Source organism: Pseudarthrobacter sp. CC4, from assembly GCF_048957775.1.
Classification (GTDB): domain Bacteria; phylum Actinomycetota; class Actinomycetes; order Actinomycetales; family Micrococcaceae; genus Arthrobacter.
In genome coordinates, this window is the sequence record NZ_JARCCZ010000002.1 from 281,588 (window position 1) to 296,383 (window position 14,796).

The 14,796-nt window shown below is 63.4% G+C and carries 12 protein-coding genes; 2 read left to right on the plus strand and 10 right to left on the minus strand.

Features of this window, described 5'->3' with window-relative positions; translation table 11 throughout:
- Positions 1–19: 19 nt before the first annotated feature.
- The 4 genes from PV768_RS02495 to PV768_RS02510 all read right to left on the minus strand — a co-directional run bounded on the left by PV768_RS02495 (position 20) and on the right by PV768_RS02510 (position 4,258).
- Complete coding sequence (locus tag PV768_RS02495; protein WP_421092196.1) at positions 20–955, minus strand: ATP-binding cassette domain-containing protein; 936 nt, start codon at positions 953–955, stop codon at positions 20–22.
- A 12-nt stretch (positions 956–967) separates the two neighbouring features.
- Positions 968–2,035: an ABC transporter permease gene (locus PV768_RS02500; RefSeq protein ID WP_157239007.1), complete on the minus strand. Its 1,068-nt coding sequence runs from the start codon at positions 2,033–2,035 to the stop codon at positions 968–970.
- A 64-nt stretch (positions 2,036–2,099) separates the two neighbouring features.
- Entirely contained in the window at positions 2,100–3,095 is a 996-nt protein-coding gene (locus PV768_RS02505; RefSeq protein ID WP_321215430.1) for a substrate-binding domain-containing protein, read from the minus strand.
- Positions 3,096–3,217: 122 nt separating this feature from the next.
- Positions 3,218–4,258: a LacI family DNA-binding transcriptional regulator gene (locus PV768_RS02510; RefSeq protein WP_421092197.1), complete on the minus strand. Its 1,041-nt coding sequence runs from the start codon at positions 4,256–4,258 to the stop codon at positions 3,218–3,220.
- A 151-nt stretch (positions 4,259–4,409) separates the two neighbouring features.
- Here PV768_RS02510 and PV768_RS02515 point away from each other — a divergent pair, with 151 nt between their 5' ends.
- Positions 4,410–5,588, plus strand: a complete 1,179-nt coding sequence (locus tag PV768_RS02515) for a Gfo/Idh/MocA family protein (protein WP_157239009.1) — start codon at positions 4,410–4,412, stop codon at positions 5,586–5,588.
- Positions 5,585–6,604 carry a sugar phosphate isomerase/epimerase family protein gene (locus tag PV768_RS02520; RefSeq protein WP_421092198.1) on the plus strand — a complete coding sequence of 340 codons (1,020 nt, stop codon included), beginning with the start codon at positions 5,585–5,587 and terminating at the stop codon, positions 6,602–6,604. The genes PV768_RS02515 and PV768_RS02520 overlap by 4 nt, the downstream gene beginning before the upstream one ends.
- Positions 6,605–6,826: 222 nt before the next feature.
- Here PV768_RS02520 and PV768_RS02525 read toward each other — a convergent pair whose 3' ends face one another.
- The 6 genes from PV768_RS02525 to iolD all read right to left on the minus strand — a co-directional run bounded on the left by PV768_RS02525 (position 6,827) and on the right by iolD (position 14,790).
- On the minus strand, positions 6,827–8,284 hold the full coding sequence (locus PV768_RS02525) for a sugar porter family MFS transporter (protein ID WP_421092199.1): 1,458 nt from the start codon (positions 8,282–8,284) through the stop codon (positions 6,827–6,829).
- An 11-nt stretch (positions 8,285–8,295) separates the two neighbouring features.
- Positions 8,296–9,168 (minus strand): sugar phosphate isomerase/epimerase family protein, encoded by an 873-nt coding sequence (locus tag PV768_RS02530; RefSeq protein ID WP_421092200.1) that lies wholly within the window; start codon positions 9,166–9,168, stop codon positions 8,296–8,298.
- 76 nt (positions 9,169–9,244) lie between these two features.
- Positions 9,245–10,258 (minus strand): Gfo/Idh/MocA family protein, encoded by a 1,014-nt coding sequence (locus tag PV768_RS02535; protein WP_157239012.1) that lies wholly within the window; start codon positions 10,256–10,258, stop codon positions 9,245–9,247.
- Between the two features lie 46 nt (positions 10,259–10,304).
- A complete protein-coding gene (locus PV768_RS02540) occupies positions 10,305–11,216 on the minus strand; it encodes a sugar phosphate isomerase/epimerase family protein (RefSeq protein ID WP_364406534.1) in 912 nt (303 codons plus the stop codon).
- A gap of 95 nt (positions 11,217–11,311) precedes the next feature.
- Positions 11,312–12,820, minus strand: coding sequence for a CoA-acylating methylmalonate-semialdehyde dehydrogenase (locus PV768_RS02545; protein WP_157239014.1), 1,509 nt, complete (start codon positions 12,818–12,820; stop codon positions 11,312–11,314).
- Between the two features lie 41 nt (positions 12,821–12,861).
- Positions 12,862–14,790 (minus strand): 3D-(3,5/4)-trihydroxycyclohexane-1,2-dione acylhydrolase (decyclizing), encoded by a 1,929-nt coding sequence (gene iolD / locus PV768_RS02550; protein WP_421092201.1) that lies wholly within the window; start codon positions 14,788–14,790, stop codon positions 12,862–12,864.
- Positions 14,791–14,796 lie beyond the last annotated feature (6 nt).

The window sequence follows — 14,796 nt, forward strand, 5'->3', positions numbered from 1 at the left end:
TCGGGCCCCCGGCGGGGTGCTACACGTGCCGCGGGCTGCTTTCCTTGGCAGATTCCGCGATTTCAGCGACGTCGGCGACTTCGGCCTGGACTTCCTTGACGATGTCGCCGTGGCCGCCGAGCTGTTCGAGCTCGTGGGCAAGTTCGGCAAGTTCCGCGCCGCCAGCCATTTGGGCCGTGAGCTCGTCCAGCGTGATGTCCTTTTTGTCGTAGTAGCCGATGGATTTGCCCCGCTTGAGCAGGAGGAACCGGTCGCCCACGGGGAAGGCGTGGTGCGGGTTGTGGGTGATGAAGATGACCCCGAGGCCCCGGTCCCTCGCCTGGAGGATGTAGCGCAAAACTACGCCCGACTGCTTGACGCCCAGGGCCGCCGTCGGCTCGTCCAGGATCAGGACCTTGGCTCCGAAGTACACTGCCCGGGCAATGGCCACACACTGGCGCTCGCCGCCCGAAAGCTGGCCGATGGGCTGCTCCACATCGCGCAGGTCGATGCCCATGTCGGCGAGCTCTTTCTTGGTGATGTCCTTCATTTTCTGGACATCGAGGCTCTTGAACGGGCCGAACCCGGTGGTGAGCTCCGAGCCGAGGAAGAAGTTCCGCCAGATGGGCATCAGGGAAACCACCGCGAGGTCCTGGTAGACCGTCGCGATGCCGACATCGAGGGCATCGCGGGGGGAACTGAATTTCCGTTCGTCACCCATGACGTACAGTGAGCCTTCGTCGTGCTGGTGCAGGCCCGCGATGATCTTGATCAGCGTGGACTTACCGGCGCCGTTGTCTCCCAGAACGCACGTGACGCGGCCGTTGTCCACGGCCATGGTGACGTCACGAAGGGCAATGATGTTGCCGTAGTGCTTGCCTACACCTTCCAGGGAGAGCAAATGAACCGGGGTGTGCGTCAGCGGATCCTTTTCGTTCTTGAGCAGGGTCTGCTGGTCGATTGCTTTGGCGTTCATTTTCTTCGCCCCTTACTTCAGTTCCGCGCGGCGCTTGACGATGAGGTTGACGATGGTAGCCAGCAGAAGCATCAGGCCGAGGAAGAACTTGAACCAGTCCGGGTTCCACTGCGCGTAGACAATGCCTTTGTTGGCCATGCCAAAGATGAAGGCACCGATCGCACCTCCCACGGCTGAACCGTAGCCGCCGGTGAGGAGGCAGCCGCCGATCACGGCGGCGATGATGTAGAGGAATTCGTTGCCCACGCCCTCGCCCGACTGCACGGCGTCGAAGGCGAACAGGTTGTGCATTCCGAGGATCCAACCGCAGAACCCGACCGCCATGAACAGCCCGATCTTGGTCTTCGTCACGGGCACGCCCACGGCGCGTGCGGAGTCGGCGTTGCCGCCCACTGCGAAGATCCAGTTGCCCACCTTGGTGCGCAGCAGTACCCAGGATGCGATGGCAACCAGGATGATCCAGAAGAACACGGTGATTTTGACTTCAACGCCACCGATGCTGATCGACGAGGCGAACACGGCACGGGCCGATTCGAAGCCGTCCAGCTTGGAAATGGACGGCGAGGACACGCTGCCGCCAATAAGCCTGGTCAATGCCAGGTTCAGGCCGGTAAGCATCAGGAACGTCGCGAGGGTGACGATGAAGCTGGGAAGCTTGGTCTTGATCAGGATCCAGCCGTTGATGAACCCGATGGCCAGCGAGACTGCGAGCGCCAAGGCAACGCCTACCCACGCGTTCATGGAGAAATTCCAGCTGAAAAGGGATGCGGTCAGCGCTGATGAGATCACGGCCACGCCGGTGGAAAGGTCAAATTCGCCGCCTATCATCAGCAGCGACACACCGACGGCCATGATCCCGATGGTGGAGCTGCCGTAAAGAATGGTTGCCAGGGCGTTGGGCTGGGTGAAGGTCGAAGAAACCAGCGCGAAGAAAACGAACAGGACCACTGCTCCTACGAGAGCGCCAACTTCAGGGCGGCCCAGGAGCTTCTGGAACGGGTTCCGTTGTCCGACTCGCTCATCGCCGCGCGGCCCGGCTGCTGCGGCTGGTGCCGGAGGCAGGGTTGCTGTATTTGCCATTGGAAGAACTCCTTGTTGGTCAGGCCGTGCGGCGGATACCCTCCGCACGGCCTGAGTCCTGGATCTAGCGGACGCCCTGCTGGGCGAATTTGAGGACGTCTGAAGCGTTCGACTTATCGACAATGGTCGGGCCGGTCAGGACAGGCTGTCCACCGCCGAGCTTGAAGCCGCCGCGCTTTGCCTGCCACAGGGAATCAATCGACATGTAGCCCTGGAGCCACGGCTGCTGGTCCACGGTGAAGATCACGGCACCATCCACGATCTTCTGCGCGAGATCTGCGTTCAGGTCGAAGCTGGCAACCTTCGAAGAGCTGCCGGCATCCGCGACGGACTTGAGCAGCGTCAGGGTGATCGGTGCGCCCAGGCCAATGATGACGTCGGCATCCTTGGCGGCCTGGAGCTTCGCGGTGGCGGTGGACTGGACTGCGGTCATGTCTTTGCCGTCGACGTACAGTATCTCCGCTCCCGGAACTTTGGCCTTGACGCCTGCGCAGCGTGCTTCCAGACCAACGTGGCCCTGCTGCTGAATTACGCATACGGGGTGCTTGAAGCCCTCGGCGGCCAACCGGGTCCCCACGGCCTCGCCGGCGAGTTTCTCGTTGGACCCGAAGTGGGTAAATGCGCCGAGCTGTGACGAGATGCTCTCGCCTGCATTGAGGCTCACCACCGGGATGCCGGCATCAGTGGCCTTCTTCAGGACGTCCTTCAGGGCATCCGGGGTGGCGAGGGTGACGGCGATGCCATCGACCTTCTGGTCGATTGCCTGCTGGACGAGCTGCGCCTGGCGACCGGCTTCAGGATCGCTGGTGTAGAGGAGCTCAACGTTGTCTTTAGCCGATGCTTCCTCCGCCCCCTTGCGGACGATGTCCCAGAAGGTGTCGCCTGCTGCTGCATGGGTGATCAGGGCCACCTTGATGCGGGCGGTGGTTGCCACCTGCCCCGAGGAGCCGGAGTTTGCAGTGTCTGCCGACTTGCCTCCGCCGCTGGAGCAAGCGCTCAGTGCCAGCATCGGAACGACGGCCGCCACGAGGGTCGCCTTCCGCCAGGAAAACTTCTTCACGATATATCTCCTTTGATAAGGGTTGCGGCCCTGCCTCTCTGCAGGAACTCGAGGCCCTCTACAGAGATCATGGGTGATCGGGATCACCCATGTCAAGACTTTGTCCTGACATTAGTATGTTTTTACTTCAAAGAAGATGGTTGGGCGCTTGGGGACGGCGCAGTGGCTGTAGTCGAGCGGACCATCAGGGCAGGATCGATCAGGGTCCGCTGAGGTACGGCGGCAGGATCCTCAAGCCTGGCCAGCAGACGGCGCGCGACCTCGATACCCACAAGATCACTGCGATTATCCACGGAGGTGATGTCCAGGTACCGCGACTTGGCCAGTTGTGAGTTGTCGTATCCGATGACGGAAATCTCATGCGGGACCGACAGTCCGCGGACCCTGATGGCCCCGAGGGCGCCCACTGCCATGGTGTCGTTTGCTGCAAAAATGGCAGTCGTGTCCGGATGGTGCTCCAGCAGCCAGCGTGCCGATTCGTAACCGTCCTCTTCAGACGTGCCCCCCGCCTCCCCGACGACGCAAACCTCGACACCAGCCTCCCGGAGATGCCCAGTAAAGCCGGCCCTTCGGTGGGCAGCGGCACCACCGGACCCGGACAGGTGCCCGATCCTGGTGTGTCCGAGGTCCAACAGGTGGGCGGCGGCCATGGCGCCCCCGGCGTCGTCATCATTCGTTACCAGGTCCATGCCTTCAGGCACCCCGTTTCGCCAGCCTGCCACGATAGTGGGCACCCCCGCACCGGTCAGCATGGACAAAGTGGGCTCGGCAGCAATGACCAGGCCATCAACGTGCATGGCCAGCAGTCCGTCCACAGCCTCGCTGATACGGTTTGCGCCAGGGCGGGAATCGGCCAGCATCACCTGGTAGCCACCCTCCGTCAGCACGGATTCCATACCCCGCAGCAGATCGACAAACCAAAGGTTCCGGTAGTCATCTATGACAAGTCCTATGCTCTTTGTCCGGCTGCTGGCTAGCGTCGTGGCTGCCCGGCTGGGACGGTAGCCAAGTTCCGAGATCGCCGCCTGCACTGCATTGCGGCGCTTCTCGCTAACGCGCACCGGGTTCTGCAGCACCAGCGAAACCAGCGATGGCGAGACTCCTGCATGCTTGGCCACGTCATAGATGGTGGGGCGCCGGTTCGTGAGGCGATCATGCGTCATGGAAATGCCTTTCTTCTCTCGGTTGAGAATATCCCGGCGAACGATTGACAGGACATATGGACATGGATACGCTCAAGGTCAGCGTAAAAATTGTAGCGCTACAAAATGCCGCTGGCGATTCCGCTGCGGCTGAATTTCAAAGGAGAAATCAATGGCTGAAAGCCTCGGTGTAGCAGTCATCGGCGCAGGCATGGCAGGCAAGGCGCACGCTGCCGCGTACCGGACGGCATCCGCCCTGTACAGCCCGACGCTTCCTCCGGTGCGCCTGGTTTCCATCGGCGACGTCAATGCTGAATTCGGCTCCCTGGCCGCCCGCCGATTCGGGTACGAGCGTAACGACACCTCATGGCAGGCAATCGCTGAAGCCGATGACATCGACGTGGTCAGCGTGGTCATCGCCAATTCCCTCCACCGCGAGGTTGTTGAGGGTTTGCTGGCCGCCGGCAAGCACGTGCTGTGCGAAAAGCCCCTGAGTGATTCGATGGACGATGCCCGCGCAATGGCCGACGCCGCCCGAAATGCGTCCAGCATCGCCCGCATTGGCTTCACCTTCCGCCGTACACCGGGCATCGCCTACATTCGCAACCTCATCCGGAACGGGGTTCTCGGCAACGTCCTGCATTTCAGCGGCCGGTACTGGACCGACTATGGCTTCAGCCCCTTCGCCCCCATGAGCTGGCGGTACAAGGGTGGCGCAGGTTCAGGTGCCCTTGCCGACGTCGGGTCCCATCTGGCTTACGTCTCTGAGTTCCTCTGCGGCGATATTCAATCCATCTCCGGCGGACAGCTCAGCACCGTCATCGGCAAGCGTCCGCTGCCGCTGGCCGCAGTGATGGGCCATGACCACGTGGCCGTCAGCGACACCTTCGAAGCCGTCGAGAACGACGACTACGCAGCCTTCAACGCAGAGTTTGCCGTCGGCGCGGGAAGCTTCGAAGTCTCCCGCGTTGCCGCCGGCCACGCCAACAGCCTGCAGTTCGAGGTGTTTTGCGAAAACGGCGCCGCCAAGTTCGACCAGCGCCGGCCGTCCGAGATCCAGCTCTTCCTCAACGACGACTCCGGCAACGAAAACGGCTACCGGCAGGTCATCCTCGGCCCAGGCCACCCCTACATCGCCGGCGGCCTCGCCATGGACGCCCCGGAGGTGGGCTTCGGTCAAAACGATGCGTTCGGCTACCAGGCACGGGCATTCCTCGAAGAGGTTGCCGGCATCAGCGAAGCAGAGTCCCTCCCCCGGTGTGCCACCTTCGACGAGGGCGTCCGCAACATGGAACTGCTCGGCGCCGTCACCGAGTCCGCCCTCAACAACGGAAAGAAGATTTCGCTATGAAACTGGGTGTCTATAACGCGATCCTGCATGACCGGCCCCTTCCCGAGGCATTGAAGGTCATCGCCGACCTCGGCCTCACCGGGATCGAAATCAACACCGGCGGGTTCCTGCCTGCGGTCCACGTGCCCGCCATGGACCAGATCCTGGAAAGTGACGCAGCCCGCGATGACTTCCTGGCGATCTTCGAGGGTACCGGGGTGTCAATCGCCGGCCTGAACTGCAACGGCAACCCCCTGCATCCCAAGCGCGAGATCGGCGAGAAGCATTCCGAAGACATCCGCCGTTCCATTCGCCTCGCGCACCGCCTTGGGCAGAACCGGGTGGTCACAATGTCAGGGTTGCCCGGCGGAGAGCCCGGCGCCACCGTCACCAACTGGATCGTCAACGCCTGGAACTCAGCCGCCCTGGACGTTCTGGACTACCAGTGGGGCGTGGCTGCCAGATTCTGGAAGGAAACAGACCAACTGGCCCGGGAGTACGGTGTGAAGGTTGCCCTGGAGCTGCACCCGCAGAACCTGGTCTTCAACCCGGCCGACGTGCATAAGCTCGTGGAGCTGACCGGAGCGACACACATCGGTGTGGAACTGGACGCCTCCCACCTGTTCTGGCAGCAGATGGACCCCATAACCGTTGTCCGCGAATTGGGGCCGCTGGTATTCCAGGCCGCGGCGAAGGATGTACGGATCAACAAAGAAACCGCCGCACTCTACGGTGTTTTGGACAACCGGTTCCGGCGGCTCTCCCCGGAAGAACACCGGACGAACCTCGGCGGCGACGAGTGGGCTAACGAATGGCCCAGGCCTGCAGCTTGGGACTTTGTCGCGCTGGGCAAGGGGCACGACACCGCCTACTGGGCCGAGTTCCTCCGCGCCCTCCACGAAGTGGACCCGAACATGCTCGTCAACATCGAACACGAAGATGTCGAACTGGGCCGTATCGAAGGGCTGGAAGTTGCGGCCAAGGTTCTCCTGGACGCAGACGCAGCGCTCTCGGCTTCGTTGAAACTGACGGCCTGATCGCACAACAAACCCGCACAGCAGGAGGGGTGGCGCACACGCGCCGCTCCTCCTGCTGTCTTTCTGCTGTCTCTCCCGGCGGGGTTGTCCTGAATGTCGGCCATAAGCGGCGGCGTGTCGCCGATATCCTGGCTTTGGCCCGCTTCCAAAGATGAAAGGCGCCCGACGCCAGCCGGCGTCGGGCGCTTTTTTTGGCACGGAGTGTGCCTTGCGTTGGGGGGATTAGGCGTTCATGCCGGAACGCTCTTTGAAGAGGTGTTCGAGCTCCTCAAGCGACTTGTCCTTCGTTTCCGGTACCACCCGCTTGACCCACGCGATCGCGCAGATCTGCAGTGCCACGAAGATGAGGAAGGTAGCCGAAACTCCGATCCACGAAACCATCTGCGGGAAGAAGAAGCCGATGAGGAAGTTGACCATCCACAAGACAAAAACGCAGATTCCCATGGCGACGCCGCGGACATGCATCGGGAAGATCTCGGACATGGTCAGCCAGGTCACGGTGCCGATGCAGCCCTGCATAGAGGCCAGGAACGTCACCATGAACAGCAATACCAGGTAGCCGCGAAGGGTGCTTTCCGGCAGGGCCAGAGAGATCATCGCGATGGCCAGCAGGGATGTGGCCGTGCCGCAAAGTCCCACAATTAGCATGGGTTTGCGAGGCACACGCGACATCAGGTACATGCCTATAACGACGGCCACTACGGAGGTGATGCCGTTCAGAACGTTTGCGATCAGTGCGCCCTGGTCGCCGAATCCTGATGAAGACAGGATGGACGTTCCGTAGTACATAATCGCGTTGACGCCGCTGATCTGGTTAATGATCGCCATGCCGAGACCCACCACGAAGATCCTGCGGATCCAGGGAACGGTAAGGTCCTTGACCGTTCCGAGTCTGGCCTGGTAGTCCTCGCGGGCCGCCTGCCGCACTTCGTCGAACTCCGCCGATACGTCCCCGGCAGCGCGGGTGGAGCGCAATACTTCCAGAACAGCACCGAACCGGCCGGCAGACGCCAGCCAGCGCGGGCTTTCCGGCAGGACCAGCATCCCAAACCACAGCACCACAGCCGGCAACGTAGCGATCACGAGCATCCACCGCCAAATGTTGGCCTCTTCCGGGAAGGCGTTGCCCAGGACGGCATTGAACGTGAAGGCGATGAACTGGCCTGTGACGATCATCAGTTCGTTCTGCGTGACGATGCGGCCACGCTGGGCCGCCGGCGACATCTCCGCAAGGTACACGGGCACGATTACCGACGCGCCGCCCACGGCGAGCCCCAGCAGGGTCCTGGCCGCTATCAGTAGTTCAGTGCTGGGCGAGATGGTGCAGAAGATGGTGGCGACGACGAAGATCAGCGCCAGCCCCATGATGGTTCTGCGTCTGCCGAAACGGTCAGACAGACGGCCGGCACTGATGGCGCCAAACGCTGCACCGAACAGGAGCGTCGATGTCACGAGTCCTTCGGTCAGCGGTGTAAGGCCAAGGTCGCGCTGCATGAATGGGAGGGCGCCGTTGATGACTCCGGTGTCGTAGCCAAAAAGCAGGCCGCCGAAGGTGGAGAACAGCGCCACCTTCCGCATGAACTTTTTCGGATCGGATTGATAGGCCTTTGCAGGTGCTCCCCCGCCGATAGCCGTGTCCGGGGCTTCGGGCTCCGTTAAGATTCCTTTGCTGTGTTCCATCCGCACATCCACTACTTCGCCTTGGCGATGTAGGCCTTCATCGTCTCCAGCTGGTACCGGGAAACCTCGTCAGCGTTCTCGTCCTCCGCAAAAACGCTGGAGACCATTACAGTGTCATCCCTGTCCAGGAAGCCGATTTCCTTGAGTCCGCCGAAGAACTCATCCCAGTTCACGTCGCCGTCACCGATCTTCAGGTGCTGGTGCACGCGGACGGGATTGCCCGGCGGGTTGGTGATGTACCGAAGCCCGTGCGAGGCGTGGTGGTTCATGGTGTCGGCGACATGGACCAGCCGCAGCTTGTCCCCCGCTGCCCGCATGATGTCCAGTGGAGCGTTCTTCATGTGGAAGCTGTGCGAGGCGACGTAGACCAGGCCTACGTTCTTTGAGTTCAGCCCCCTGATCACCCGGATCGCTGCCAGGCCTTCCTCCACAAAGTCGTCCGGGTGCGGGTCGATCAACAGGTCGAGGCCCTCGCGTTCAATGATCGGCAGGAGTTCCTCCATGGAACGGTAGAAGGCCCGCTCGGACTCCTCGGCCTTCTCCGGCCTTCCGCTGAACTCCGTGTTGATGGTGCCGACGCCGAGGTCGACCGTGATCCGGATGACCCGCTTCCAGTAGCGGACTGCTGCTTCGCGGGCATCCTCGTCCGGTCCTGACCATCGGAGGACGGGCAGCACGGACGCGATCTCAATCCCCGCGTCCCGGCAGGCCTTGCTGAGCTGACCCACAAGTTCGTCATCGGCCTTGGGGTGGTTGTAGAAGGGGATGAAGTCCGCGTGCGGGGTCATCTGCATGTACTTGTAGCCGAGGTCCGCAACCACCTTTGGGAACTCGAGCAGGTTGTGCGAGTGGTGGAAGGGCGTAGGGTCAAGTGCGATTTTCACGAAAAAACACTCCGTTGTGGATCGGTAAAGGGTTGGAGACGGAAAAGGGGACGGATCGCTCCATCCCCTTTCTGTCCTACTTGTAGAGGTCCGGCTTGGGGGCAAGCTTCACGGCCACCTTTTCGCCGTTCTTCTGCGCCTCGACGCCTGCTTCACAGCAGGCTGCGGTGGCGTAACCGTCCCAGGCCGTGGGACCGCCGATCTCGCCCTTAAGTGCCGCGTCCACCCATGACTGGATTTCGACGTCGTATGCCGCACCGAAACGCTCCTCGAAGCCGGGGGTGACGTTGCCGCCCCAGCGGCCGGCGCTCCGGGTGTACGGGCCCTTGTCTCCTCCGATACTGACGATGCCCTCTTCGAAGGAAGCCTGGGTGGCCACTTCGTAGCCGAACTTGGCATTCACGTAGATTTCGACGTCGGCCAGGACACCCGACTCGGTCTCGAGCAGGACGTGCTGGGGGTCGTGCTGGCCCGCGGGCGCGTTCTTGGTCGCCTTGCCCAGGCGGACCTGGACGCTGGTGATCTCCTCGCCAGTGAAGTACCTGATGGCGTCGAACTCGTGCACAACGGAGTCGTTGATCAGCATCTCGTTGGTGAAGCCGGCCGGCGTAGTGGGGTTGCGGTGCTGGTGGTGCAGCATCAGCAGTTCACCCAGTTCGTGGTTCCGGATGATCTGGCCAAGGGCTGCATATTCTGCGTCGAACCGGCGCATGAAGCCGACCTGGATGCGCTTGTGGCCCAGTGCAACCTCGGCCTGGACGATCTTCCAGGAGGACTCGGCATCCGGGGTCAGCGGCTTCTCGCAAAGGATGGGGATGTCCTTGGCAACGGCCTTGAGCAGGATGTCCTCGTGCAGGAAACCAGGTGTGGCAATGAGTACTGCATTGACGTCGCCGTTGTTGAGCGCTTCCTCGGCGTCAGCAAGGGCAACGGCTCCCGGAATGCCTTCAACGGCCGCCTGGGCACGGGCCAGGTCAACGTCGACGACGGCGGCAACCTCGGCACCGTGGATGCGGGTGTTGAGCCGCTGGATGTGGTCGGCGCCCATGCGCCCGGCGCCGATGACGGCGACGCGGAGGTTTTGAGTCATTGTTTCGTCCTTCTGTATCTGTAACGGATGCGGGCTGTCTTTGTTGTCAGTTGACGGTGGTTCGGGAACCGCAGGACAGCAGGTAGTTGCGGGTGCGCTTGGCGATCGGCATGGGCACGTCGAAGGCCACCGGGTACATGTCCTGCTCCACGATGCCGAAGATGGGGCGGTTGAGGCCCTCGACCGCTTCGATAACGGCGCGGAGGTCGGGCAGGCCGTTCGGCGGCTCGGTCATAACGCCTGCCAGGTTGGCGGCAGCCCAGGTCATGTTTTCCTCGTTGACCTTCTTGAGGATCTCCGGGTTGATCTGCTTCAGGTGCAGGTAGCCGATCCGGTCCGGGTAGTTCTTGATGAGCTCCAGGCTTGATGCGCCGCAGTACTCGGCATGGCCCGTATCCAGGCAAAGGTTCACATACTTCGGGTCAGTCGCAGCCAGCAAGGTTTCGATGTCCTCCTGGGCTCCCACGTGGGAATCCGCGTGGGAGTGGAACTGCTGCTTCAGGCCGAAGTCTTCGAGCAGGGTCTTGCCCAGGCGGTTGTGGCCCTCGAAGAGGTCGCCCCAGGCCTTGTCGTTCAGGGTGCCGCTTTCCACTGCCTCGCCGGTAACGTCATCGCGCCACATGGCAGGGATGACCACGATGTGCTCGCCGCCCATGGCTGCAGTCAGTTCGGCAACCTTCCGGGCGGGCTCCCACGCGGTTTCCCACTGGTCCAGTCCGCGGTGGAAAGCGGTGAACACAGTACCGGCGGAGATCTTGAGGTCGCGCTGCTTGAGTTCCTCGGCCAGCCGCGCGGGGTCGGTGGGAAGGTACCCGTAAGGGCCCAGTTCGATCCACCTGTAGCCGGATTCGGCAACCTCGTCGAGGAACCGTTCCCACGGCGTCTGCTTGGGGTCGTCCGGGAACCAGACGCCCCAGGAGTCCGGCGCCGTGCCGATGATCAGTTTGTTCTCTGTCATTGTGCGTTCCTCCTCATCGATTGCTCCGCAGGTGTCGTTTTGGACGCTCAAAACGGCGGGTACGGAGCAGTCGATGGTGGTTGTCGGGGTGGGGCCTAGTTGGACGGGAAGTTGTAGGAGGCGCCGGAGGCGTGGTGGGTTTCGGGCCAGCGTGAGGTGACCACTTTGCCGCGGGTGTAGAAGGAGACGCCCTCGGGGCCGTAGATGTGCTTGTCGCCAAAGAGGGATGCCTTCCAGCCGCCGAAGGAGTGGTAAGCCACGGGAACGGGCAGGGGCACGTTGATGCCGATCATGCCGACGGTCACCGAGCGCTGGAACTTGCGGGCTGCGGCGCCGGAGGAGGTGAAGATGGCGGTGCCGTTGCCGTACGGGTTGGCGTTGATGAGGTTGATGCCGTCCTCGAGGCTGTCAACGCGGACCACGACGAGGACCGGTCCGAAGATTTCCTCGGTGTAGGCGGTCATTTCGGTCCTGACGTGGTCGATGACGGTGGGGCCCACCCAGAAGCCGTCCTCGTGGCCGGGGACCACGAGGTCGCGGCCGTCAACGACCATGGCGGCGCCGGCCTGTTCGGCTTCGGTGACGATCCGGACGATGCGTTCCTTGGAGGCGGGGGTGATCACCGGGCCCATTTCGGCGTCGGGCTCGGTGCCGTTGTTGACCTTCACGGCCAGGGCGCGTTCTTCGACCTTCTTGACGATCAGGTCGGCTGCGTCCGCGACGGCGACGGCGACGGAGATGGCCATGCAGCGTTCGCCGGCGGAGCCGAACGCGGCGGCGGCCAGGTGGTCCGCGGCGTTGTCCAGGTCGGCGTCGGGCATGACAATGGCGTGGTTCTTCGCCCCGCCCAGGGCCTGGACGCGCTTGCCGTGCTTGGTGGCGGTCTCGTGGACGTACTGGGCAATCGGGGTGGAGCCGACGAAGGAGATGCCGTCCACGTCCGGGTGGGTCAGGAGCCCGTCCACGGTTTCCTTGTCGCCGTGCAGGACCTGGAACACGCCGTCGGGCAGGCCGGCCTGCTTCCAGAGCTTGGCCAGGAGCATGGAGGCGGAGGGGTCGCGTTCGGAGGGCTTGAGGATGAACGCGTTGCCGGTGGCGATCGCCATCGGGGCCATCCACAGCGGGACCATCACCGGGAAGTTGAACGGGGTGATGCCGGCGACCACGCCAAGGGGTTCGCGGAAGTTGAAGACGTCGATGCCGGTGGACACCTGGTCCGAGTAGTCGCCCTTGAGCAGGGTGGGGATGCCGCAGGCGTATTCGATGACTTCCAGGCCGCGGCCGATCTCGCCCTTGGCGTCGGAGAGGACCTTGCCGTGCTCGGCCGTGATCAGCTGGGCGAGCTCATCGATGTGTGAGGCGACGAGCTCGCGGAACTTGAACAGCACGGCGGTGCGCTTGGCCAGGGAGATGTCGCCCCAGGTGTCGGCGGCCTTGCGGGCGGCCGCAACGGTGGCGTTTAGGTCCGCCCGGTTCGCCAGCCGCAGCTCTGCGCTGACCTGGCCGGTGGCCGGGTTGTAGACGTTGGTGGTGCGGTCGCCCTCGCCGGCGGTTTCGGCGCCGTTGATGAAGTGGTTGATGACAGTGGTGGTCGTCGTTGACATGTGTGGACTTCCTTGGTCTGTGGCTGTGCAGGGGTGGGGTGTCAGCCGAGCAGTTTGCGCTGGCGGGCTTTGTGGTCGGTGTAGGTCTGGTAGGCCGCTTTCGTCGAGTCCAGTTCTGATACCTGGGAGACGGGAACGTCCCACCAGGACTCGGAGGACGGGGCGTCCAGCAGCGGGTCGGATTCGACGTGGATCAGGATGGGGCCGCCACGTTCGGGGGCGGCCTTGGCGTCGCGGATGGCCTGTTCGAGTTCGGCGATGACCTTCTCCCCCGGTTCGATCCGGATGACCTTCACGCCCAGGGACTCGGCGTTCAGGGCCAGGTCCACGGGCAGGGTCTCTCCTTCGTCGAAACTGTGCTGTTCTTCGTCCAGGGCCCGGTACTGGGTGCCGAAACGCTGTGAGCCGAGCATCTCGGAGAGCGAGCCGATGGAGGCGTAGCCGTGGTTCTGGATCAGGACCACGATCAGTTTGATGCGTTCGGCGACGGCGGTGACCAGTTCGGTGTGCATCATCAGGTAGGAGCCGTCCCCCACCATGACGACGACGTCGCGCCGGGTTCCGCCTTTGGCGGCCTCCGCCAGCGCCGCGCGCTTGACGCCGAGGCCGCCCGGAATCTCGTAGCCCATGCAGGAGTACGCATATTCCACGTGGTAGCCGAACGGGTCCCGGACCCGCCACATCTTGTGCAGGTCACCGGGCAGGGAACCGGCCGCACAGATCACAACGTCCTGCGCGTCCATGGCCCGGGAGGTGGCGCCGATGATCTCGTTCTGGGCCGGCAGCGGGGTATAGCGGGTGTCGAAGGCCGCGTCCACGGTGGCGTCCCAGCGCTTCTTCTCAGCCTCGATTTTCTGTTCCAGGTCCGCACCCACCCGGTACCCGCCCAAAGCTGCGTTGAGCTTCACCAGTGCCCTGCGGGCGTCGGCCACGATCGGCAGCGTGGTGCCGTGCTTGTACGCGTCGATCGGGGCGACGTTGATGTTGACGAACCGTACGTCCGGGTTCTGGAAGGCCGTGCGGGACGCGGTGGTGAAGTCCTCGTACCGGGTGCCGATGCCGATGATCAGGTCCGCCTCGGCAGCGATGGCGTTCGCCGCCGTCGTCCCCGTGGAACCAATCGCCCCCAGGGAGAACGTGTGGTCCCAGGGCAGGACGCCGACGCCCGCCTGCGTGTTGCCCACCGGGATGCCCGTCAGCTCCACGAGCTTCGCGAGTTCGTCGTTGGCGTAGGCGTACAGGACGCCGCCGCCGGCGATGATCAGCGGGCGCTTCGCGGCACGGATCGCCGCTGCGGCGCGGGCGATGTCGTCGTCGTCCGCGTCCGGGCGGCGGATCCGCCACTCCCGCTCGGCCAGGAACTCCGCAGGCACGTCAAACGCCTCGGCCTGGACATCCTGCGGCAGCGAAATGGTCACCGCGCCGGTCTCTGCCGGGTCCGTCAGGACGCGCAGGCCGTGGTGGAACGCGGAGAACAGCTGCTCCGGCCGGGTCACCCGGTCAAAGAACTTGGACAGCGGCCGGAACGCATCGTTCACGGTCAGGTCGTACGCGTAAGGCTGCTCCAGCTGCTGCAGCACCGGATCCGCGGCACGGGTGGCGAACGTGTCGGACGGCAGCAGCAGCACCGGCAGCCGGTTCGTGGTCGCCAAAGCGGCACCGGTCAGCAGGTTCGAGGAACCCGGACCGATCGAGGTGCTGACCGCGAACGTCTGTCGGCGGCGGGTGTGCCGGGCATACCCCACGGCCTGGTGCACCTGGGCCTGCTCGTTCCGGCCCTGGTAGTAGGGCATGATGGCCGGGTCCAGCTGCTGGTACTGCTTCAGCGCCTGGCCCACACCGGCCACGTTCCCGTGCCCGAAGATGCCAAAGGTCCCCGGAATCAGCCGCTCGCGGTACTCAACGCCGCCAACGGAGTCCACCGTGTACTGCTTGGAAAGGTATTCCACCACGGCCTGGGCGACCGTCATTCTGCG